Origin of the sequence: Mucilaginibacter sp. NFR10, from assembly GCF_900100445.1 — a bacterium.
Lineage (GTDB): Bacteria > Bacteroidota > Bacteroidia > Sphingobacteriales > Sphingobacteriaceae > Mucilaginibacter > Mucilaginibacter rubeus.
The window spans coordinates 631376-653147 of record NZ_FMTV01000001.1; the positions used below are offsets into that span (position 1 = coordinate 631376).

The following is a 21772-nucleotide window of genomic DNA, read 5'->3' on the forward strand; positions in this document are numbered from 1 at the left end:
GAATCATTGATTTGGGATGCGCTTTTAGTAAATTGAAACTAAACATTTTATAAAATAACAGTGAAGGAAGTTTACGCCCCTTTTATTCCGGGTAGTTACAATGAAAATAACCTTGATGAGCTATCGGTTTTGCTCGAAAAAGGAAAAAAGTACGCTATCGATAATCTTTTATGGAGCGATACCGGATATTTTCCATCAGTTAATTTTTCAATAGCTCATGTCGAAAACGGTGTCGCTCTAAAATATTTTGTAGAAGAGCAGTATACACAGGCAACTTATAAAACAGTAAATGATCCGGTTTATAAAGATAGCTGCGTAGAACTTTTTATAAGTTTTGCTGACGACCAAAATTATTACAACCTGGAATTTAATGCCCTCGGGACCGCGTTGGTTGGCTTTGGTAAAGATCGTAACGGTAGGGAAGCGGTACCTGATGATAAGGTGAGTGGTATAAAAACATTAAGTAATATCAAGTGGGCAAAAGACCCAGTCGGTTTTAACACTTGGGAGTTAACATTGTTAGTCCCTTTCTCCATTTTTGTTTATCACGATGTTAAAACATTGAACGGAACTACAAGCAAGGCAAACTTTTTTAAATGCGGTGATGACCTGCCCGAGCCGCATTTTATAAGCTGGAGTAATATAAATAGCCCCGTGCCTGATTTTCATTTGCCGCAGTTTTTTGGTACGGTAAAATTCATTTAAAATAAAATACCTCTAAATAAAATAACATACTATGGCCCAGGCAACAAGTTCAGTAATCGAATCGCCGGTAAAAAGATCAGCGATAAACCCAATTGTAATTATCGGCGCTTTATTTTTCATTTTTGGTTTTGTTACCTGGATGAACGGAACACTCATTCCCTACTTAAAAATAGCGTGCGAGCTGAGTACCAAGGAAGCATATTTTGTAACTACGGCTTTTTATATTGCTTACGTTGTTATGGGTATTCCCGCCGGAAAAACCATCAAAAAGTTTGGATTTAAAAACGGGATGGCCATAGGCTTGTTTGTAATGGCCATAGGCGCATTGATATTTATCCCCGCTGCAATGACCCGTACTTACGGGATTTTTTTAATAGGCTTGTTTGTTCAGGGCACTGGGCTAACCGTGCTGCAAACCGCTTCAAACCCCTATATCACTATTTTGGGGCCTGTCGAAACTGCTGCCCGGCGGATCAGTATCATGGGGATCTGTAACAAGATCGCCGGCGCTTTAGCACCTGTTATTTTGGGTACTGTAGTACTCGCCAATATTGATTCGATAACCGAAAAGCTTAAAACTTTAAGTGCAGCAGAAAAAGCACTGGAGTTAAATGAGCTGGCATCAAGGGTGATTATGCCTTACAGTATCATGGTGGTAGTTTTGATTTTGCTGGCCATCCTTATTTATTTTTCATCATTACCCGAAATCAACACCGAGCATGAAGACGAAACCGTAGCTGCCGCAAATACCAATAAAACAAGTATTGTACAGTTTCCGCATTTGATGCTTGGCGTAGCAACCCTGTTTGTTTATGTAGGTGCCGAAGTTATTGCCGGCGATTCGATTTCACTTTACGGCACTTCTCAACATATCCCATTATCAACAGCTAAATTTTTTACATCATGTACTTTGATCTCCATGATCGTTGGTTACCTGGTTGGTGTTTTCTGTATCCCAAAACTGATCACACAACAAAAAGCGTTGGTAGCTTCGGCAATTTTGGGTATCATTTTAACCATTGCAACATTGTTAACCCATGGCTATGCATCGGTATTTTGTATTGCATTGCTTGGTTTGGCCAATTCATTAATGTGGCCTGCTATATGGCCGCTGGCATTGGCGGGTTTAGGCCGCTTTACTAAAATAGCATCTTCATTATTGGTTATGGGTATTGCGGGCGGCGCTGTTTTACCCCCGCTCTACGGTTATTTTTCTGAAAAATTTTCGGCACAGTCTGCTTATACTTTACTCATTCCTATTTACCTGTTTATCCTTTTTTATTCTACAATAGGGCATAAGGCCGGCAGGCAAAACATAAACGCCTGATCGTAACATTCTTTTAAGCGTTTTATCTAAAAGCCTGGGAAGCGAAACTTCTCAGGCTTTGTTGTTTGAAACTGTCCTGAATGTGATTTAAAAACTGTTTATGGCATCAATAAAAGGGGGTGGTTGTTTTGCCACTAATAATCGTTAAACAATCGTCGATACTCGAAATATGGTCAATTTTAATTAGTGGTTCGGTATAATTTACTGATGTTTAAATAGTTAGTAAATGGCACGCGGTATGTATCAGTTTTTTACAACAAACAAAATTAAAACATCTAAAAAATAACTATGGAAACATTTATATTCTGGGCAACCCGCTTAGTATTGCTTGCCTGCCTTGCCATACTGGTTTATATGATGATGCCAAACTACACCGAACAAAGTGATGGGTGGGAGTAAGCATGTGCTGATTAATAAATTTTATTACAATAATTTATTAATTAATAATCAAACCTTTAATTGGCCGATCTGTTAATATATCAATCATAAAACTAATCATGAACAACAGGAACAAAGCGGGATTGCATGACAACAGTCTCATCAATACCAGCGAAAATTATGAGGTTGAATACTGGGCAAACAAATTTGGTGTTCGCCCGGAAAGGTTAAAAACAGCGGTACGTGCCGTTGGAAATTCAGCCGCCGCGGTAGCCAAATTTTTGAACAACAAATAGTATCACTATGAGCCTGGAAAAATATGCGGAAAAACGCGATTTTAGCAAAACCCATGAACCTAAAGCGGGGAGGAGCAAAGACAAAGACCACCTGATGTTTGTGATCCAAAAGCATGATGCTTCGCGTTTACACTATGATTTCAGGCTTGAAATGGACGGCGTGCTGAAAAGTTGGGCTATACCCAAAGGCCCCTCAACCGATCCTAAAGTTAAGCGCCTTGCTATGATGGTTGAGGATCATCCTTTTGACTATCGGAATTTTGAAGGCCTCATCCCCAAAGGTGAATATGGCGGCGGTACCGTTATAGTTTGGGATGAGGGTACTTATGAACCCATTGAAGAGATCAAAGGCAAAAAAGCCCAGGAAAAACACCTGCTTAAACAACTCGAGGCAGGGTCGGTAAAGATCAAGCTCCATGGCGAAAAGCTGGAGGGTGAATACGCCCTTGTTAAAACCCATGGTATGGGCGAAAACGGTTGGCTGCTCATTAAGCACAATGACCAATTTGCGTCGGTTAAAGATATTACCAAAAAAGATAAATCCATTCTTTCCGGCAAAACCATTGAAAGTATGGAAAAAACCAGCGAAAAGGTTTGGCAGCACGGGCATGAAGAGGATGTAGAAAAGCCTGAAAAAACAGGTAAAAAAAAAGTCCCGAGCGAACCCGTTGAACAACTGGAAAAGAAAGTAGACACTAATGATACGGAGGATTTTGATGTTGAGCAACTTCTGAAAAAAGCCCCTGAATCAAAAGCGCCAGCTAACATAAAGCCAATGAAGGCCACCCTTGTAGACGAGCCTTTTGATGACCCCGATTGGCTTTACGAGGTTAAATGGGATGGCTACAGGGCCATTGCCGTGATCGACAAAAAAGGAGCGGAGCTGATCTCCCGTAATAATCTTCCTTTTGATAAATATTATCCAATTAATAAATTACTGAAAGACTGGCAGATCAATGCAGTAATTGACGGAGAAATCCTGGTATTGAATGATAAAGGTGTTTCCGATTTTGGAGCGCTGCAAAACTGGCGGAGCGAGGCCGATGGCAATTTGGTTTATTACGTTTTCGATATCCTTTGGTACGAGGGTAAAAACCTGATGGGATTGCCCCTTAAACAACGCCAGGCTATCTTAAGTGCGGTTCTTCCCACCAATGATGACCGCATCCGTCAAAGCAAAGTTTTTGATACAGGCGGGATTGAATTTTTTAACGCCGCCGAACGGATTGGACTGGAAGGTATTATCGCTAAAAAGGCCAGCAGTGTTTATACTTCTGATCTTCGCTCAAAAGAGTGGCTTAAAATAAAAGTGCAGCGCAGGCAGGAAGTGATCATTGCCGGCTTTACTAAAAACGCGGGCACTTCCAAATCGTTCAGCGCGTTGGTGCTTGCTTTATATGATGATAAAGGTAAACTGCAGTATGCCGGTAAAGTAGGTACAGGCTTTTCCGATAAACTGCAGAAAGAAATGATGGAACAGTTTAAGCCGCTTATTACCGATAAAAGTCCGTTTGAGGTGGAGCCTGATGTGGATAAGCCATCAAGGTTCAGGCCGCAGCGCTTAGGGGCCAAACCCACCTGGCTTAAACCCCAGTTGGTTTGCGAGGTGGCATTTGCCGAAGTAACCAGCGATGGGGTGTTCAGGCAAGCCTCTTTTAAAGGGATGCGTAGCGATAAAAAAGCAAAAGATGTTGTACTGGAAACTCCGAAGCATACGGCCGAAACGGTTGAGGAAGCCGAAGGGGCTGATAACGATACACACGCTAACGCCATTAAACCCGTGAAAAATACTGATCGGAAAACCCTGCTTAATCCTAAAGATGAAACCCAGGTACGCAAAATTTGCGGGCATGAGCTCAAATTTACACACCTGAGCAAAGTTTACTGGCCCGAAGATGGTGTAACCAAGCGGGATATGTTCAACTACTATTACCAGGTCGCTGAATATATTTTACCTTATTTAAAAGACAGGCCTATGTCGCTCAACAGGTTTCCTAATGGTATTCATGGGCCAAGTTTTTACCAAAAGGATGTGAAAGGCAAAGCACCCGATTGGATTACTAAAACTTTCCCTTACACCACCAGCGAAGGGGAACATAAAGAATATTTAGTAGGTTCTGATGAATCTTATTTACTATGGATGGCATCACTGGGATGTATTGAAATGAATCCCTGGTTTAGCCGGGTACAATCGCCGGACAATCCTGATTACTGCGTGATCGACCTCGATCCGGATAAAAACACGTTCGACCAGGTGATCGCGGCTGCTTTGGAGGTAAAAAAAGTGCTTGACGCTATAGATGTACCTTCATACTGTAAAACATCGGGATCAACAGGGATGCATATTTATATCCCGTTGGGCGCGAAGTATGATTATGATCAGTCACAGATGCTTGCGCGGCTCGTGGTGGGCATTGTTCATAAGCAAATTCCCGATTATACAAGTTTGGAACGTATGGTAGCCAAGCGAAATGGTAAAATGTACCTTGATTTTTTGCAGAACCGTCCGGGAGCTACCATAGCGGGGCCGTATTCCTTGCGACCTAAACCGGGCGCTACTGTTTCTATGCCCCTGCATTGGGACGAAGTGAAACCTGGGCTCACCATGAAAGATTTTACCATTTTTAATTCCATCGACCGCCTTAAAGAAACCGGCGACCTTTTTAAAGGTGTACTGGCAAAAGGCATCGACCTGGAAAAAACTATTAAAAAGGCGAAGAGTGTGTTTGAGTAAGGTATGTTAATCTATGGCAAAAAGAGCCATTGCAAGGAACTAAGCAATCCCAAACTATGCAGAACGGCTTTGCAGATCGGGGATTGCTTAGTTCATCGTAATCATATTGTGCTATCCTCACATATTTTAGTTGCTAAGCCACAGCAGCCGATAGTATTATCCCATTATGCGCATTCACTACACCGTTGGCATAGCCATTATTATCTATGAACATCTTTTCGTTTTCTATCAGGAAATGCGCTCCGCCAACAAAGAAATTTCCTTTAATGGTTAATACGTGATCAGGATGCTGCGCGTGTATCTCATTCAGCACATGGCTTGATAAACCGCTGTATTCATGCGGATCGAACTGGTAAACGTCCAGCACAGGCTCCGCGTGTCCGGGTTGAAATATCTTAACACGGCCTTTAGTTACATCAAGGCGTATATCAGCGCCGTTTTCATTAGCATTAGCACTTATCCTGATCGTTTCGCCGTTAGGAGCGTTGATATTGGCCTCGATGGTAAGCACTTTGCCCTTTTGCTCATTATAAAATGAAAGGATCCTCAAAAACTCAATATTACTAAGCCCATCGCTATAAGTAAGCGTATTTTGCTCGCACAAAAATATGGTAGTCCCAAAAATGAATGCATGTTTCATGACGGAAATTTTAATTGGTTAATTGATATTGATACAATTAGCAAAATCTCAAAATGTTTTAAATTTCCATTATTCTTTCGAAGTAAAACAGCATGTTTTGTCAAACAACTATCACAAAGCATTAATATGGTAATTTTGCTCAACGCTACCCATGTTTTTTACGTTAGTTGCTATAGATACGCATCGTATAAAACCCATATGTTATACATGAAAAAAATAACTTGTTTCATAGCTGTACTGTTAACGGCTTGTTTCTCCGTGTCGGCATCTGCCCCTAAAAAAGTGTTAGATACCGCCACTTTTGCTACAGGGTGCTTCTGGTGCACCGAAGCTAAATTTCAGCAATTAAAAGGGGTTGAAAAAGTGATCTCCGGATTTTCCGGCGGGCATGTGGCCAACCCATCTTACGAGTTGGTTTGTACCGGTACAACCGGTCATGCAGAAGCTTGCAATATTATCTACGACCCGGCAAAAATTACCTACGACGAATTGCTGGCTGCATTTTTTGTGGCGCATGACCCAACGCAATTAAACAGGCAGGGTAATGATGTAGGCACACAATACCGGTCGGCTATATTTTATCATAATGCCCGGCAAAAGCAAAAGGCCCAATATTACATTACGAAGCTGAATGCCGAAAAAGCTTATAAAGATCCGATAGTAACGCAGGTAGTTCCATACAAAGCTTTTTACAAGGCCGAAGACTATCACCAAAACTATTTTAACCAGAACGGCAGTCAGCCTTACTGTAAATATGTGATCCAACCCGAACTGGAAAAGTTTAAAAAAGTATTTAAAGATAAACTGAAGCAATAATGAAAGCGGTATTTATAATAGCAGCGCTGTTGTTTTTTACAACGGGAGTGTTTGCGCAGCAGGCAAAGACAATAAAGGGGCACGAAAATAATCCTTATTACTCCAATACCGATACCCGGCATTTAAATGTATCGAACGCCGAGTGGAAAAAAATCCTGCCGCCTGCTTTGTACGCCACCGCGAGAGAACAGGAAACCGAACGCGCGTTTACCGGTAAATACTGGAACAAGGATACTAAAGGCACTTATTACTGCGCGGTATGCGGCAATAAACTTTTTCGCTCAGATGCCAAATTTGCAAGCGACTGTGGCTGGCCGAGTTTTTATGAACCTGTGCGCAAAAACAGTGTAATTTATAAAGAGGATAACTCGTACGGCATGCAGCGTACGGAGGTGATCTGCGCCCGCTGTGATTCGCACCTGGGGCATATATTTGATGATGGTCCGCCGCCAACACATAAAAGGTTTTGTATGAACTCCGTTTCTCTTGATTTTGTACCTGAGGGATTTGGACTGTAAGCTGGCGTGACAATTATTAACGACCGGTTCGTTACATCAAATTACCTGCTAAAGTCATCCACAAGTAAACCTGCGATATTCTCTTTGCCGCTTGAAACAAGTATGAATTAACTTGTGTTATTCAGCAACAATCAAGCAAATGACTTATGGAACTGCAAAGCCTGAAAAATATCGCAAAGCAGCTGATGGCCGGTAATAAAGGCCTTTTGGCAATGGACGAAAGCACCGCTACCTGTAACAAACGTTTTAAAGCACTTAATATCCCGCAAACGGAAGAGTACCGACGAAAGTATCGCGAGCTGATTGTGACTACGCCGAGGCTTGAGGAAGCCATTAGCGGTGCTATTTTGTTTGATGAAACCATAAAACAAAGTACTGTGGATGGTAAGCTGTTTATAGATATATTGAAGGAGAAGGGCATTATCCCTGGCATTAAGGTAGATGAAAGCGCGAGGGATATGGATGGCTTTCCCGGCGAAAAAATCACTGAGGGCCTCGATGGCTTGCAGGAACGTTTGGCCGGATATTATGAAGCAGGTGCGCGTTTTGCCAAATGGCGGGCGGTTATAACCATAGGTGAAAATACCCCGACAAGTGGCAGTATCAAAGCAAACGCGTTTTTATTGGCCCGTTACGCTGCTATATGCCAGGAAGCCGGGATTGTTCCTATTGTGGAGCCCGAGGTTTTGATGGATGGAGATCACTCGCTTCAAACTTGTGCTGAAGTAACTAATGAGGTTTTGCATGCTGTATTTAACCAGTTGTACCAGCAAAGGGTAAATTTTGAGGGTATGATATTGAAACCCAATATGATTGTGCCCGGCATTAAAGCAACCCAACAGGATAGTGCTGATGTGGTGGCCGATGCTACCATCAATTGTTTTTTACGCTGTGTGCCTGCCGCTGTGCCCGGTATCGCGTTCCTTTCGGGCGGGCAATCGCCCGAGTTGGCTTCCGAACGGTTAAATGCTATGCATGTGCGCTTTAAAGGTAAATTGCCCTGGGCTTTAACATTCTCATATTCACGTGCTGTGCAACAACCGGCCCTTGAAAAATGGGGTGGTAAGGACGAAAATATTGAAGAGGCCCAGAGATTATTATATGAACGTGCGCATATCAACACCATTGCCCGTGATGGCAAATATACGCCGGAGCTGGAGAAGCATCCGGTAGCATAAAACAAAAACGCCGCCTTTTTTCGGGCGGCGTTTTTGTTGGCTTGTTTTTATAGCCCCTTAACTTTGTAATGGGTATAGGTAGTAAAACCTAAAAAAGTATTGTCGATAGGGACACCAAGCGGTGCTTGTAACCCTCTTAAATATTTTAAGTTACCGGTATCGTAGTGGCCATAGGCAACCTCAACTCCCGGAAAAATTCGGCTGTTTAAGTTGCAGTAATCGCAGCCGGTTTTCTGCTCATAGGCTTTCCGCATAAAATCATATCCAAGACTGATGTTTTTATTGCCGATCTCCCATAAACTGCTATCTCCCCTTATTTTGGCGATGGCAGCAGCATACACATAGGCCGTTAGCGAATATTGGTAATGAACGCAATCTTTACGAACGCATAGTTCAGGCAGCGTACCGTCTGGCTGAATGATGTTGGGCAATTCTTTTACCAGCAAATCATACCCAGCACGATAAACCGAATCCTGATCTAAAAATACACCGATAGCCATTTTTGCATATCCTGCCGATGCATCCCAGTTGTTTTTATAGTCGGGGATCTTGCTGATGTAATTATCCTTTACATTGATAAGATATTTATTAAACTGCTCAATGTCAGCGGCCGTCCATCCCGCTGATTTACCCTTAACTTTATAATACCTGATAATCTCGGCGGCGGCAACAAAACACGGGGTAGTCCATGAAGCTTCCAAATCGGGTTGGTTTGGATTGGTTTTTCCTTCCAGCAAGCCATACTCCTTGAAAGCATATGCCCAACCGTTAAGTAAGCCTATCGCCTTTTTTGCATAATCAGCGTTACCGGTAGCAGCCCAGGCCAATGCAAAGGCGTACACCAGCTCGCAATCTTTTCTGATCTGCGTTTTTGACGGTGATGTAGCCCCATTTGAACCTACAACGATGGTGGATGGGAACGACGCCGGGTACTCATGATCTTTAATAAAATCCAGCACCTTTTGGTAGGCCGCGGTGCGCATTGTATCACCGGCCTTTAGTTGTGTGCTGATGAGGTCCAAACTGCCCCTGGTATTTAAAATACCAGGATGCACAAATTTGGTTTTATTGTTTTCCTGTGCCTGCAAACTAAAGCTTAAGAGCAGCAACAGGAATGTAAATAAGGCCGTTTTATTATATCTCATCTTCAGCCTACTTATCCAATCCGCCGCGGCGCGTTGCTTTAACCTGCGCCGGCCATTTAATGCCTTCGGTTTTGGTATTAACGGTTTTTTGCGGGTCTTCGCTGGCCATATAAGCCATGATGGCGGCTAAAATGGCATTGTTTTTCAGATCGTCGAAAACAACTTTATCATAAGTATCGCGGTTGGTGTGCCAGGTATATGATCCGTACGACCAGTTAAGCGAACCCAAAGAAAAGCCCGGCGCACCAACAGCTACAAACGATGCAAAATCAGACCCGCCACCGCCCGGCTGACCAGGAAATACGGTTTTGATCCGGTTTTTGATCGTATCAGGCACAGCGGCAAGCCATCTGCTTAAATAATCCTTAGCTTCCACAAAACCCTGCCCGGTAAGGTTTACTACGCGGCCGGTACCATTATCCTGATTAAACAGGGCTTGCAGATTACTAACAATTTCGGGATGGTCCTCAACAAAAGCACGTGAGCCGTTCAGGCCTTCCTCTTCGCTGCCCCAATGGCCTACTAATATGGTACGTTTTGGGTGAGGATAGAATTTTTTCAGCAGGCGCATCGCTTCCATCATGGTTAAGGTACCTGTACCATTATCAGTAGCACCCGTGCCGCCATCCCACGAATCAAAGTGCGCGCTCAGCATTACATACTCATTAGGTTTTTCGCTTCCTTTGATTTCGGCAATGGTATTAAAGGTTGGCACTACGCCTAATTCTTTTGATTCGCAATGAATACTGATCACCGGCTTGTTGCCTGATTCGCTCAGGCGGTAAAGCATACCATAATCTTCTAATGCAATATCAACCGTAGGCACAATTTTGGTATAAGCAGCAAAGATCTTATCAACCCCAAACCCGGCCGACCAGTTATTGGTCAGGATACCTGCTGCGCCCGCATTTTCCAATGCTACAGGCAAAGTTTTATTGGTAAACCCGGTTTTGCTGATGCGTTTTTTCCAGGCATCGGTTTGGGCGGTGCGTTCGGCTTTCATTTTGTCAAATGATTCCTTCAGGGCAAACTCCTGCCAGTTATAATCGGGCCTGCCGGTTGGCTGCAGCATGGAGATCATTACAAATTTACCCTTTACGTTGGGGAGCCATTGTTGAAAGGCCACCGAATCAGCCACATCCGGCAGAATAATTACTTCGGCAGTAGTGGTCTTTTTGCCCATGCCCGGGCTCCAGGCCAGTTGCGTGCCTTCTAATGATTTTGCCCTTGGCGATACCATATCAATATGCGAGATCCCGCGTTCCCAGCCGCGCCATTCGCCCCATTTTTCGTTTTTAGCCTGGATGTCCCAGCTTTTGTATTTAGCAACTGCCCAGTCGTTTGCCTGTTTCATTTGCGGCGTACCAACCAAACGGGGGCCGATACCATCAAACAGCTCATGCGCCAGCTTTTCCAGTTGAGAGTTGGTGGTTTCTTCGGTCATGATGCTGTTAATAACCGGGTTAGTTGATTGTGCCGAAGCTATGCCGCTGCAAAGCAGCATGCCCAAAACAAAAGGCCTTGCCTTGTTCCAAAGGTTGTTGCAGGTATAATGGTAAATATGTTTCATAAGGTTAAAAATATGAAAAAGCGGATGAGGTAATACGTTTTATCTTAAACGATATTGGTAAGTAACATAAATATTGCAAAATGTTGAGTTGTTGACATGTTAAGATTTAATAGAATTTGTACCTGTAGGTTAAATTATTGTTATAGAATTAACAATAGGTTTACATATGGCCGATTCCTTTGTAAAACTAATCGATCACTTATCAAATGAAAAAACAATTCCTTAGCGTCATCGCGTTATCCGCGGCGATCCTTTCTTCCTGCCACGATGATAATAAGATAAACCCATTCAGCTATCCTGATATGGCCGAGGCGCAAAATCCGGCTATCCTTTTCACCACTGCCGACGGTGTAAAGGTTTATAATGGCGGCTTTGGATCGGCAGTGGCAGCAGATCCTAACCAGAAAGATGTGTTTTACCTGCTTACCGACCGTGGTTCAAACGTTGCCGGGCAGACAGCCAATTCCATCATCATCGGTAAACCAGACTTTGATCCGCAGATAGGTAAGTTCAGGTTAAAGGATGATAAACTGGTATTGGAACAAACCATAGAGTTAAAAAATGCCAACGGCGGGAAATTAAATGGTTTACCAAACCCCGCCGGAATGGGAGCTTCGGGCGAAATTCCGTTTGATCTGAGCGGAAATCAGTTATCACCAAGTGCCGATGGTATTGATTCGGAAGGTTTGGTTTTGGCAGCCGACGGTACTTTTTGGGTAAGCGATGAATACGGTCCGCATATTGTTCACTTTGATGCCAGCGGCAAAACCATCGAACGCATTAACCCTTACGGATCAGGAACCGGTGGCCGTAAAATCCCGGCTGTATTTGCTACCCGCAGGGCTAACCGCGGTATGGAAGGGTTGGCTATCACACCCGATGGCAAAACACTGGTTGGCATGATGCAATCGCCAATGTATAACCCATCTAAAGCAAAGGTTGCTAACTCAACTGTATTGCGCATCCTTACCTTTGATATTGCAACGGGCAATACAAAACAGTATGCTTACCTTATGGATAATACTTCATTAACAGGCGTTAGCGATATAACCGCTGTTAATGCCACTACATTTTTAACTATTGAACGCGATGGTAAGTTCGGAGGTGCGCCTACCGATCCAGCTACGTTTAAAAAAGTATTTAAAATAGATATCAGCAATGCTACCGATATCTCCGACCCCGCGAACGGTGCTAACGGCAAATTATATAACACCAAAACTGTCGAAGAGCTTAATGATGCCGCCGGTTTACAGGCAGCCGGTATTACCCCGGTTACCAAAACACTGGTGCTCGATTTACTTAAAGATTTGCCAAAGGTATACCCTCATGATAAAGCCGAAGGTTTGGCTTTGTTGCCCGGTAATATCCTCGCTATATCAAATGACGACGATTTTGGTGTTGTTGATAACGGTAAAAATGGCTTTGCAGCTAAAATTCTGCCTGCTACAAATTCGGTTGACAGGAACAGGATCTATTTTGTGAAGCTAAAATAGGGGATTTAAAAAGTTAAAAATGATCAATGCCTTCCGGTGTTAACTGGTAGGCATTTTTGTTTATACAACCTGCACAACGTTAGGGTAATGTTTTAAAATTAAAATCAATTTTATTGTTAAAATAACATTTATTCGGTGATTTAATTTTAACATTGACATGTATTATTTTATCACGATGGCGATAATATATTGGCTTTTGGTTTTGTTTTGAAGTTTTAACTAATTGATAGTTAGTTATTTGAAATTTTAAATTTATATTTTTAGGTTGTGTTAAAATAATACAAAAAACCACTCATATCGTATTATAATCGATTGTTACCTCTGGCTACTTTTACTTAGCATATAATCTCTTTGGCGACAACTGTTAAGAAGTGATCATGTGCTTTAAACCAATTTTAACAAATTAAAGTAAAACGTATGAGAGGAAAACTACGTATCAAAAAAGTTGTGGCCTTAATCTGTACAAGCTTATCATTCGTGTTGATAAGCCTGTCGGGGCAAGCCCAAAGTAAATTGATTACCGGTAAGATCACCGGTTCGGACAACGGACTACCTTTGCCGGGTGTTACCGTTAAGATAAAAGGGAGCACGCAGGCTGCGGGTTCAAAGGCCGATGGTACCTACTCAATAACCGCCGGTAATAATGAAACACTTGTTTTTAGCTTTGTTGGCTTCTTAAACCAGGAAGTTGCCATAAACGGCCGATCGGTTATTAACGTATCATTAGTGCCCGATAATAAAACACTGACCGAGGTAGTTGTTGTGGGTTATGGTACTACTAAGCGTAAAGATTTAACAGGTTCGGTTAGCTCGGTTACAGCCGAGCAAATTGCTAAAGTGCCTGTTACCGCACTTGATCAGGCTTTGCAAGGCCGTTCATCAGGCGTGCAGGTTACCAATAATGATGGTGCACCTGGTGGCGGCGTTAGTGTATTGATCAGGGGGATAGGCAGTTTGGCAAATAATGACCCCTTATATGTGGTTGATGGTTATCCAATTACAGGCGGTCTCAATAATATCAATCCAAACGATATTGCATCAATTGACATTCTTAAAGATGCTTCGGCTACAGCCATTTATGGGGTTCGGGCATCAAACGGTGTTGTGATTGTTACTACCAAAAAAGGGAAAAAAGATGGCGGTGCACAGGTATCTCTTGATGGTTATGCTTCGCTGCAATCAAAACCTAAAACCTATAAGGTATTAAATGCACAACAATGGGCAACGCTGGCTAATGAAGTTCATGCTAATGAAGGATTTACAGAATTGCCGGAATGGAGCAATCCATCAGCTTTACGCAGTGTAGACTGGCAAGATGCAGTTTACCGTCAGGGCTTAAAACAAAATTATAATTTGGCTATTCGCGGAGGTAATGACAAAGTACAGTCGGCATTTTCGGCCGGGTATTATAACCAAAAAGGTATCGTATTAGGTTCATTCTTCAAACGTATTAACTTGGGTACCAACATCGACTATAGTGTTAATAAATGGTTAAAGTCGTCAACAAGTGCTGTGTTTTCGAGGCAAAATAGTAACAATCCATTCGGAACAGGTTCTTTGTCACAACTGAGTGAACTGATCCCTACTATAACGGGTAACAAACTTACCGATCAAATTAAAGATGCCAATGGCAATTACGGTTACTATAACCCGGTAAATATCTACACTAAAAGCTGGAACAATCCTGTTTATACCATTGAAACACAGGATTCAAAAAACGCGACAAACTATTTTCTGGGCCATAGTTCGTTAGAAGCTACTTTGATTGAGGGTTTAAAAGTTAAAACAAGCTTTGGTATCAATACTACGGATTTTTCCAGCCATTACTTTACGCCGTCTGATACCCGTGCAATTCAGCAATATGGTGTAGGCAACCAAAGCAGCATCAGCTTTTATTCGCAAAATGCAAGTACCACTTATGAGTGGCTATGGGAAAATACCATTTCATACACCAAAACTTTTGGTCAGCACAGTATTGATTTTGTTGGTGGTGTATCTCAACAAAGTAATACTGTTACCAACATTGGTGGCAGCGGTAATGATTTGCCAAGTAACGCTATCAGGGACTTATCGCAGGTTAAAAATCTTGTTGCCTACGGCGGAAAACAAACCTATACGCTTGCATCGCAGTTTGGCAGGTTAAGTTATAAGTTTGCAGATAGATATCTGTTAACTGCCACTGTGCGCCGGGACGGATCTTCGAGGTTTTACCAGGGCAATCAATATGGTGTGTTCCCATCAGGTTCAATAGCATGGAAAGCCAAAGAAGAGTCATTTTTAAAAGATGTTAACTGGTTATCAGATTTGAAGTTCAGAGGTGGATATGGTAAAGTAGGTAACCAGGCAGGTATTCCGTTATTCAGGTATTTAGCGCGTTACACATCAGGTGGACCTGCCGCTTCGGGCACTAACGTGGGATATCCGTTTGATAAAACTTATCAAAATGGCTTAGCATTATTAAACCTTGACAATACTAATTTGAAATGGGAAACATCCAAACAAACAGATATTGGTATGGATGCCGCGTTTTTAAACAACAAGCTTACGCTAACTGTTGATTATTATAAAAAGGATTCGAAAGATTTCTTATTAAACATCCTGACTCCGGCACAAACAGGTTTTACAAGTGCTGCTCAAAACGTGGGTAGCATAAGTAATAAAGGATTTGAATTTGCTGTTAACTACCGAAATTCAGTAAGGGATTTCAATTACGGCGTAGGTGTTAATATCACAACAGTTAGCAACAAACTGTTAAGCATCAATAAGGATACTAAGTTTATTACAAATCTTGTTAACCTGCCATTAAATGCAATGGGTTGGTCAACCTTCAGCCAAACCAATATAGGACAGCCGGTAGGCGAGTTTTATGGTTACCAGGCTTTAGGGATATTTCAAACTCAGGCGGAAATAACCGCATTAGATTCAAAGTCGCCTACAGGGCATTATCAAGGTACAGCATCACAACCAACAAAACCGGGTGACCGTAAGTTTAAAGATGTAAACGGCGATGGCCAGATCACTGCTGATGACCGCGTTAGTTTGGGAAGCCCAATCCCCAAGTTTTATGGAGGTATGAACATTGATCTTTCTTATAAGGCATTTGATTTTAACGCATTCTTTTACGGAAGCTATGGCAATAAGATCTTCAATTACCAGGAACGTAATCTGGAAAGTTTCCAGGCGCCGGGATTTGTAGGTGTTGAAAATGTTAGTGTGCAATATTATCAAAACCGCTGGACGCCAACTAACCCATCAAACCGATATGCAAGGGTTACTTATAATGATGATATCAGTGCCAATAACGTTGCATCAAGCGTTTATGTGGAAAATGGCAGTTACCTGCGCTTGCGCAATGTTACTTTAGGATACACATTGCCATCCGCTTTAACTAAAAAGTTCTCTGTTACCAAGATCCGCTTCTATATAGCAGCTCAAAATCTGTTCACAATAACCAAATACACCGGGCTTGATCCTGAAATTGGACAAGCTACCGGGACGGATCCGAATAACAATAATGTATCGACCACCAATCCAACGGCTTCAGGTATAGATCTGGGAACTTATCCTTCCTCTAAATTTTACACTTTAGGTTTAAATGTCACTTTTTAACTAACATTTAACATAACAGTAAAACATGAAAATAAATAAAAAATATATATACATATTGTCAGTAGGACTGGCTGTGTTACTCCCGTTAAGCTGTAAAAAGGGATTCTTGAATCAAACAGATTCTCAGAATCCTACAGCACAGGTTTTATTTGATAAGCCTGAAGACGGTATAGCGCTTGTTAATGCAATTTATGATACGTATCAAAATGCGGACTTATTAAAGAAATCTATCTGGTATTATGCCAACTTTCAGTCACATGACTTTTTTAACTGGGGTGCGGATCGTTTTTACAATACATATGCAATTCCTTCAACCTTTGGTGCTATCGAAGTTTTCTGGACACGCGCTTATGTTGGGATTGCCCGTGCAAACTCTGCTTTGCCTATCATTGCGAAAATGAAAGCCAAGGGCATTTTAACAGCGGCCCTTGCCGATAGGCTGACCGGCGAAGTTTACTTTTTACGAGGAATGACGTACTATTACCTGGCAGCAAGTTTTGGTGGTGTTCCTTTGGAGTTGAAAGATGGTACCAACCTTGGTTTAACGGCACGTAGTACACAGGACCAGGTATTTACGCAAGTAGTATCTGACCTTACAGCAGCTACCGGTTTATTACCATGGAAAGAAGATTTACCAACTTCAGAAACTGGCCGCGCTACTAAAGGGGCTGCCCTGGGTTATTTGGGTGCTGCACAAATGTGGCTTAAAAAATATGCCGATGCATTAGTGTCATACAACCAGTTAACAGGAAAATATACCCTGCTTCCTAACTTCATTGATGTAAATGAATACGACAAGCAAAATAATGCCGAATCACTTTTTGAGGTTCAATTTGATGTTGCCGGCACCCAAAGTTGGGGCGCGAGTAATGAGGTGGCATGGATCAGCACTTTTGGTATGCCCGAAGAGGTAACCAACTTTGGTTATGATTATGCTAACTCGGCTTTGGCTGGTTCTTTCCAGACTGGAGATTTGCGGAGAAGTGCCACCGTGATAGGCCCTGGCGATGAAAACCCAAGCCCGGGTATCAAAGCAAGGGGAGGCATAAAATCATATCCTTTAGTGATTGCCGGTTTTGCAAGTACTGATCCAGCTGTAAAGGCAAAGTATACAGGTGATGATGGAAAGATCATCAACACATGCGGTACAAAAACACATCCTTGGGTTGGTTCTGATAACACGCAGTTGAGAACCGGTTATTACAACGAAAAATTCTGGAGAGACCCTACATTGGTAGGTAACTCAGGCGATCAAACCATATTTGGTGCTCAAAACCAGATACTGTTACGTTATGGCGAAGTTTTGTTAAGCAAGGCTGAATGCCAGGCCCGCACGGGCGATGCCGCTGGTGCGTTGGCTACCCTGAAACTGGTTCGTGACCGTGCTTTTGGCGGCTCAGCACCGTTAACTTTCATTAGCGATGGCAAAGTCATAACTGATCCTTTACAAATGATTTACAGTGAATACAGGCATGAATTATCTGGTGAATATTCAACTTTTTACGATTTGAGGAGAGCCGGTGTAGCTACCGAATTTGTTAAGAATGTGTACGGCGTAACCATACCTGCAGGTCGTGAGTTATATCCAATCCCTCAGTTTGAAATAGGCCTTAATCCCAATTTAACTCAAAACCCGGGGTATTAATATTGTTTATCTTGCTAAAAGGGTTTCTTCCAATCGGGAGAAACCCTTTTACTATTGTAAGTTTTGTCGATGAAGAAAATTTTATCCATCGTTATACTATGTTCATCTGCCTTATTCTCCTGTAAAAAAGCTTCACTTTTTCAGCAGGTTTCATCATCTCATTCGGGCATTCATTTTAAAAATGAGATCATCGAAAACGATTCGATTAACCCGTTAGACTTGGTGAATATTTACAATGGAGGAGGCGTAGGGGTTGGCGATTTTAATGGCGATGGCCTGCCCGATTTATACTTTACGGGTAATATAGTGGCAAGTAAGCTATATCTTAATAAAGGTGATTTTAAGTTTGATGATATTACCGATGCCGCGGGTGTAAATGGCGCGGGCCGATGGGGAAGAGGTGTTGCAGTAGTTGATATCAACAATGATGGTTTACCGGACATTTACGTTTGCAACACCATAACCAAAGACTCGCTAAAAAGGCGGAATATACTATACGTTAACCAGGGGAAAGGCAACGATGGTATTCCTCATTTTAAAGATGAGGCTTCAGAATATGGTCTGGAAGCTGGCGCGCAATCAACCATGGCCAGCTTTTTTGACTATGACAACGATGGTGACCTGGATATGTACCTTACAGTAAACAGCGCCACAGCAAGTTACAACCCTAATTTATTCGGTAATTCAAATTATACGGCAAATCATAGCCGGGGCAGGTTGTACCGTAACGATTGGAATGAAAAATTACATCATGGCGTGTTTCATGATGTATCCGCACAGGCAGGTATTAACCTGGATGGTTACGGCCATGCAGCCACAACGATCGATTTTAACAACGACGGGTGGAAAGACATTTACGTATCGGATGATTTTATATCAAACAACATCCTTTACATCAACAACCGTGATGGTACCTTTACCAATCGCACTAAAGAATATTTTAAACATACATCCTACAACGCTATGGGGCAGGATGTTATCGATATCAATAATGATGGCTTGCCTGATGTTGTTGAACTGGACATGAATCCGGAGGACAACTATCGCAAAAAGATGATCCTCGGCCCCAATAGTTACCAAACTTATCAAAACTTTGATATTTATGGTACCCAGTACCAATATGTACGCAATACCCTGCAATTAAACCAGGGGCCGCGTTTAGGGCAAAATGGAGCTATTGGCGCCCCCGCTTTTAGCGAAATGGGCTTTTTAAGTGGCATTGCTCAAACCGACTGGAGCTGGACACCGCTGATCACCGATTTTAATAATGACGGCTACCGGGACATGATCATAACCAACGGCTTCCCTAAGGATGTGTCTGACCATGACTTTATGACTTACCGTGAGCAGGCCTATGCAGTTACTTCCAAACAAAAAGTTTTGGATCAGATCCCCGAAATTAAACTGCATAACTACGCTTTTGCGAATAATGGCAATCTCACCTTTACCGATGTGAGTAAGGATTGGGGCTTAAGCCTGCCTACTTTTTCAAACGGTGCAGTGTACGTGGACCTGGATAATGACGGGGCTATGGATATGGTGGTTAACAATATCAACGATGAAGCACTGGTTTACCGCAATACATCGCGTGATGATAAAAATAAGCTTGATAAAACCCATTACCTGCAAATTACCTTTAAAGGTGATAAGCAAAATATTAATGGTTTAGGTGCTACGGCCGAGATATTTTACGATAAGGATAAGACACAGGTATATGAAAATGATCCCTACCGGGGATATATTTCATCGGTACAAAGTATAGCGCATTTCGGTCTGGGTAAAGTTACCACAATAGATTCGGTTTTGATCAAATGGCCGAATGGCAAAAGAGAAAAGCTGACAAAGCTAAAAGCAGATCAGTTAATAAAGGTTGATATAAAAAACGCTAAGGAGCCTTATTCCCTGGTTCAGCCGCAAATAGCCGCGAACGCTTTATTTAAAGAAATAACCGATTCCATAGGGATCCATTATACCAACAAGGGAAGCGGTTTTCTTGATTTTAATATCCAGAAACTACTGCCGCACAAACTTTCTGAGTATAATCCGGCTTTAGCCGTGGGCGATATCGACGGCAATGGTTTTGATGATTTGATCATTGGCGGCACCGCTTACGATCAGGCCCAGGTTTTTTTCCAGATGCCCGACGGCAAATTTAACCGCCGTAACCTGTTAACAGGCAATATTAATCCTGTCCATAACTTTCAAGACGAGGGTTTGTTGCTTTTTGATGCCAATGGTGATGGCAAACTCGATTTATATGCAGCCAGTGGAGGTTACGAATTTGCAGCAAATGGCCCTGAATACCAGGACAGGCTTTATATTAATGATGGCAAAGGCAATTTTACGCTTACAACGGATGCTTTGCCTTCAAACCTCACCAGCAAACTTTGCGTACGGGCTTGTGATTATAATAAAGATGGCAAGCCCGACCTGTTTGTATCAGGAAGAGTTAAACCATGGAAATACCCCAACCCGGTTTCGAGTTTTATTTTGCGGAACGATAGTGAAAATGGTCATGCAAAATTTACAGATGTTACAGCACAGGTAGCCCCGGCTTTGAAAAACATAGGCATGATTTGTGATGCCCTGTTTACCGATTATGATAACGACGGCTGGCCCGACCTGGTCATGGCCGGCGAGTGGATGCCGGTAACATTCCTTAAAAATGAACATGGTAAGTTTGTTAATACCACAGTTCAATCCGGCCTGGGCAATAAGCTGGGTTGGTGGAACTCATTGGTAGCCGGAGATTTCAGGCATACCGGCCGTACGGATTATATTGTCGGGAATTTGGGCGAGAATAGCCTGATCAAAGCCAGTGACCAATATCCAGTTTACATTACAGCTAAAGAATTTGATAAGAGCGGCATCTACAGCGCGATTCCGTCTATTTTCCTGCCCGATCAAAACGGGGACAAAAAAGAGTACCCAATGTACGGTCGCGATGATATGCTGAAGCAAATGATCAGCATGAGAAAAAAGTTTACCAATTATCGCTCGTACGCCTTGGCAACTATGGATGAGGTGCTTTCACCCGAACAGAGGAGCGGGGCGTTGAGGCTGAAAGCTAATACCTTACAATCATGTTTTTTAAGGAATGATGGTAATGGTAAATTTACAGCTATCCCGCTGCCGGTTGAAGCCCAGGTATCGGTATTAAACGGTATGGAAACCGGAGATTTTGACGGAGATGGAAACCTCGATGTAGTTATCAATGGCAACGATTATGGCAGTGATGCTACTATAGGGCGTTATGACGCTCTTAACGGTTTAATGCTGAAAGGTGACGGCAAAGGCAACTTTAAGTCATTAAGCATTGTGCAAAGCGGTATTTATATTCCGGGAGATGGTAAGGCCCTGGTTAAGTTCCGCGATAAAAATGGGCAGGTAATATTGGCCGCCAGTCAGCACAAAGATGTTTTAAAAGTTTTCAGATCAAAAAATAAAACAAAAACTATCCCGGTTAAGGCCAATGATGTTTATGCACTGATTAAATATAAGAACGGTAATACCTCAAGGCAGGAATTTTATTTTGGCTCATCTTTTTTGTCGCAATCAGCAAGGTTTATACAGCTTAATGACAAAATATTAAGCGTTACCATTTTTGATGACAAGGGTAATCAAAGGCTTGTAAATTAGGTGTTTTACCATCGGCTGAAATTATACCGGAAATTGATTAAAATATTCGTAATCGATTGCGTAAATTAATTATCTTGCG

Annotated in this window: 14 protein-coding genes; 11 read left to right on the forward strand and 3 right to left on the reverse strand. The window is 42.4% G+C overall.

What is annotated here, in order from left to right:
* Positions 1-60 precede the first annotated feature (60 nt).
* The 4 genes from BLP33_RS02755 to ligD all read left to right on the forward strand — a co-directional run bounded on the left by BLP33_RS02755 (position 61) and on the right by ligD (position 5440).
* Positions 61-705 (forward strand): carbohydrate-binding family 9-like protein, encoded by a 645-nt coding sequence (locus BLP33_RS02755; protein ID WP_175489906.1) that lies wholly within the window; start codon positions 61-63, stop codon positions 703-705.
* Positions 706-736: 31 nt separating this feature from the next.
* Positions 737-2032 (forward strand): sugar MFS transporter, encoded by a 1296-nt coding sequence (locus BLP33_RS02760; RefSeq protein WP_090524642.1) that lies wholly within the window; start codon positions 737-739, stop codon positions 2030-2032.
* 497 nt (positions 2033-2529) lie between these two features.
* The gene (locus tag BLP33_RS02765; protein WP_175489907.1) at positions 2530-2706 is read left to right on the forward strand and encodes a DUF3606 domain-containing protein; all 177 of its coding nucleotides are present in this window, start codon (positions 2530-2532) and stop codon (positions 2704-2706) included.
* Positions 2707-2713: 7 nt separating this feature from the next.
* Entirely contained in the window at positions 2714-5440 is a 2727-nt protein-coding gene (gene ligD / locus BLP33_RS02770; RefSeq protein WP_090524646.1) for a DNA ligase D, read from the forward strand.
* A gap of 133 nt (positions 5441-5573) precedes the next feature.
* Here the strand turns inward: ligD and BLP33_RS02775 are convergent, their stop codons facing one another.
* Positions 5574-6080, reverse strand: coding sequence for a hypothetical protein (locus BLP33_RS02775; RefSeq protein ID WP_090524648.1), 507 nt, complete (start codon positions 6078-6080; stop codon positions 5574-5576).
* 207 nt (positions 6081-6287) lie between these two features.
* On the opposite strand from BLP33_RS02775, the gene msrA reads away from it, so the two are divergent.
* The 3 genes from msrA (at position 6288) to BLP33_RS02790 (ending at position 8592) form a co-directional block, all read left to right on the forward strand.
* Positions 6288-6896, forward strand: a complete 609-nt coding sequence (gene msrA, locus BLP33_RS02780; RefSeq protein WP_090526174.1) for a peptide-methionine (S)-S-oxide reductase MsrA — start codon at positions 6288-6290, stop codon at positions 6894-6896.
* Positions 6896-7414, forward strand: a complete 519-nt coding sequence (msrB, locus tag BLP33_RS02785; protein WP_090524650.1) for a peptide-methionine (R)-S-oxide reductase MsrB — start codon at positions 6896-6898, stop codon at positions 7412-7414. Before msrA ends, msrB begins: the two co-directional genes overlap by 1 nt.
* A gap of 146 nt (positions 7415-7560) precedes the next feature.
* Positions 7561-8592 carry a class I fructose-bisphosphate aldolase gene (locus BLP33_RS02790; protein WP_090524652.1) on the forward strand — a complete coding sequence of 344 codons (1032 nt, stop codon included), beginning with the start codon at positions 7561-7563 and terminating at the stop codon, positions 8590-8592.
* A 47-nt stretch (positions 8593-8639) separates the two neighbouring features.
* Here BLP33_RS02790 and BLP33_RS02795 read toward each other — a convergent pair whose 3' ends face one another.
* Positions 8640-9737, reverse strand: a complete 1098-nt coding sequence (locus tag BLP33_RS02795) for an alginate lyase family protein (RefSeq protein ID WP_090524654.1) — start codon at positions 9735-9737, stop codon at positions 8640-8642.
* Positions 9738-9744: 7 nt separating this feature from the next.
* Complete coding sequence (locus tag BLP33_RS02800) at positions 9745-11307, reverse strand: M20/M25/M40 family metallo-hydrolase (RefSeq protein WP_254780048.1); 1563 nt, start codon at positions 11305-11307, stop codon at positions 9745-9747.
* Positions 11308-11513: 206 nt separating this feature from the next.
* On the opposite strand from BLP33_RS02800, the gene BLP33_RS02805 reads away from it, so the two are divergent.
* The 4 genes from BLP33_RS02805 to BLP33_RS02820 all read left to right on the forward strand — a co-directional run bounded on the left by BLP33_RS02805 (position 11514) and on the right by BLP33_RS02820 (position 21693).
* On the forward strand, positions 11514-12800 hold the full coding sequence (locus tag BLP33_RS02805; RefSeq protein ID WP_090524657.1) for an esterase-like activity of phytase family protein: 1287 nt from the start codon (positions 11514-11516) through the stop codon (positions 12798-12800).
* A gap of 417 nt (positions 12801-13217) precedes the next feature.
* Positions 13218-16409 (forward strand): SusC/RagA family TonB-linked outer membrane protein, encoded by a 3192-nt coding sequence (locus tag BLP33_RS02810; protein ID WP_090524659.1) that lies wholly within the window; start codon positions 13218-13220, stop codon positions 16407-16409.
* A gap of 106 nt (positions 16410-16515) precedes the next feature.
* A complete protein-coding gene (locus tag BLP33_RS02815; RefSeq protein WP_175489908.1) occupies positions 16516-18054 on the forward strand; it encodes a RagB/SusD family nutrient uptake outer membrane protein in 1539 nt (512 codons plus the stop codon).
* 69 nt (positions 18055-18123) lie between these two features.
* Positions 18124-21693 (forward strand): VCBS repeat-containing protein, encoded by a 3570-nt coding sequence (locus BLP33_RS02820; protein WP_090524664.1) that lies wholly within the window; start codon positions 18124-18126, stop codon positions 21691-21693.
* Positions 21694-21772: the final 79 nt, after the last annotated feature.

What these genes read in the sequence shown, in the direction of transcription:
- BLP33_RS02760 (WP_090524642.1), top strand. Translation starts at nt 737, where the DNA reads ATGGCCCAGGCAACAAGTTCAGTAATCGAATCGCCGGTAAAAAGATCA.
- BLP33_RS02765 (WP_175489907.1), top strand. Translation starts at nt 2,530, where the DNA reads ATGAACAACAGGAACAAAGCGGGATTGCATGACAACAGTCTCATCAAT.
- ligD (WP_090524646.1), top strand. Translation starts at nt 2,714, where the DNA reads ATGAGCCTGGAAAAATATGCGGAAAAACGCGATTTTAGCAAAACCCAT.
- BLP33_RS02775 (WP_090524648.1), bottom strand. Translation starts at nt 6,080, where the DNA reads ATGAAACATGCATTCATTTTTGGGACTACCATATTTTTGTGCGAGCAA.
- msrA (WP_090526174.1), top strand. Translation starts at nt 6,288, where the DNA reads ATGAAAAAAATAACTTGTTTCATAGCTGTACTGTTAACGGCTTGTTTC.
- msrB (WP_090524650.1), top strand. Translation starts at nt 6,896, where the DNA reads ATGAAAGCGGTATTTATAATAGCAGCGCTGTTGTTTTTTACAACGGGA.
- BLP33_RS02790 (WP_090524652.1), top strand. Translation starts at nt 7,561, where the DNA reads ATGGAACTGCAAAGCCTGAAAAATATCGCAAAGCAGCTGATGGCCGGT.
- BLP33_RS02795 (WP_090524654.1), bottom strand. Translation starts at nt 9,737, where the DNA reads ATGAGATATAATAAAACGGCCTTATTTACATTCCTGTTGCTGCTCTTA.
- BLP33_RS02800 (WP_254780048.1), bottom strand. Translation starts at nt 11,307, where the DNA reads ATGAAACATATTTACCATTATACCTGCAACAACCTTTGGAACAAGGCA.
- BLP33_RS02805 (WP_090524657.1), top strand. Translation starts at nt 11,514, where the DNA reads ATGAAAAAACAATTCCTTAGCGTCATCGCGTTATCCGCGGCGATCCTT.
- BLP33_RS02810 (WP_090524659.1), top strand. Translation starts at nt 13,218, where the DNA reads ATGAGAGGAAAACTACGTATCAAAAAAGTTGTGGCCTTAATCTGTACA.
- BLP33_RS02820 (WP_090524664.1), top strand. Translation starts at nt 18,124, where the DNA reads ATGAAGAAAATTTTATCCATCGTTATACTATGTTCATCTGCCTTATTC.